Source organism: Kitasatospora nipponensis (assembly GCF_039528135.1).
GTDB classification, from domain to species: domain Bacteria; phylum Actinomycetota; class Actinomycetes; order Streptomycetales; family Streptomycetaceae; genus Kitasatospora; species Kitasatospora nipponensis.
This window is the reverse complement of record NZ_BAAALF010000572.1, coordinates 1-882: the sequence shown is the minus strand read 5'-3', so window position 1 is coordinate 882 and position 882 is coordinate 1. Positions and strand designations below refer to the sequence as shown.

1 protein-coding gene is annotated in these 882 nt (G+C 70.3%); it reads left to right on the top strand.

Annotation, left to right across the window (positions count from 1 at the left end):
• Nucleotides 1-103 precede the first annotated feature (103 nt).
• Nucleotides 104-882: acyltransferase domain-containing protein (locus tag ABD323_RS41975; protein ID WP_425556350.1), on the top strand; the 779-nt coding region annotated here is incomplete at its 3' end.

The window sequence follows — 882 nt, the reverse complement described above, 5'->3', positions numbered from 1 at the left end:
GGCAGGGCTGCGGGCGCTGGCCGAGGGCGGGGGTGTGTCCGGTCAGGCGAAGGGCGGCCGGACGGCGTTCCTGTTCACGGGGCAGGGGTCGCAGCGGCTCGGGATGGGGCGTGAGCTGCACGGTGCGTTCCCGGTGTTCGCGGCGGCGTTTGACGAGGTGTTGGGTGAGCTGGGTGGTTCGCTGCGGGATGTGGTGTGGGGGGAGGACGCCGATGAGCTGAACCGTACGGTGAACACGCAGCGGGCGCTGTTCGCCTTCGAGGTGGCGCTGTTCAGGTTGGTGGAGTCGTGGGGTGTGCGGCCTGACTTCGTGTCAGGGCACTCCGTGGGTGAGATCGCGGCTGCGCATGTGGCCGGGGTGCTGTCGCTCTCCGACGCCGCCAAGCTGGTCTCCGCGCGTGGTCGGCTGATGCAGGAACTGCCCGCCGGTGGTGCGATGGTGGCGATCGAGGCCACCGAGGCGGAGGTCCTGCCGCTGCTGACCGACCTGGTGAGCATCGCGGCGGTCAACGGCCCCCGCTCGGTGGTGGTCTCGGGTGACGAGGCCACCGTGCTGGAGATCGCCGCGGGCTTCGAGCGGACCAAGCGGCTGAGCGTGTCGCACGCCTTCCACTCGCCGCTGATGGACGCGATGCTGGACGAATTCCGCGCTGTGGTCGGCGGGTTGACGTTCGCCGAGCCGAAGATCGCGGTGGTGGCGTCCGGTAGCTTCACCGACCCCGAGTACTGGGTGAGCCACGTCCGCGACGCGGTCCGATTCGCCGACAACGTCCGGGAGTTGGAGTCGCGGGGGGTCTCCCGCTTCCTGGAGATCGGCCCCGACGGCATCCTGACCGGGCTGGCCCAGCAGAGTGTCGGGTCCGAGGACGCCGTCCTAGTCGC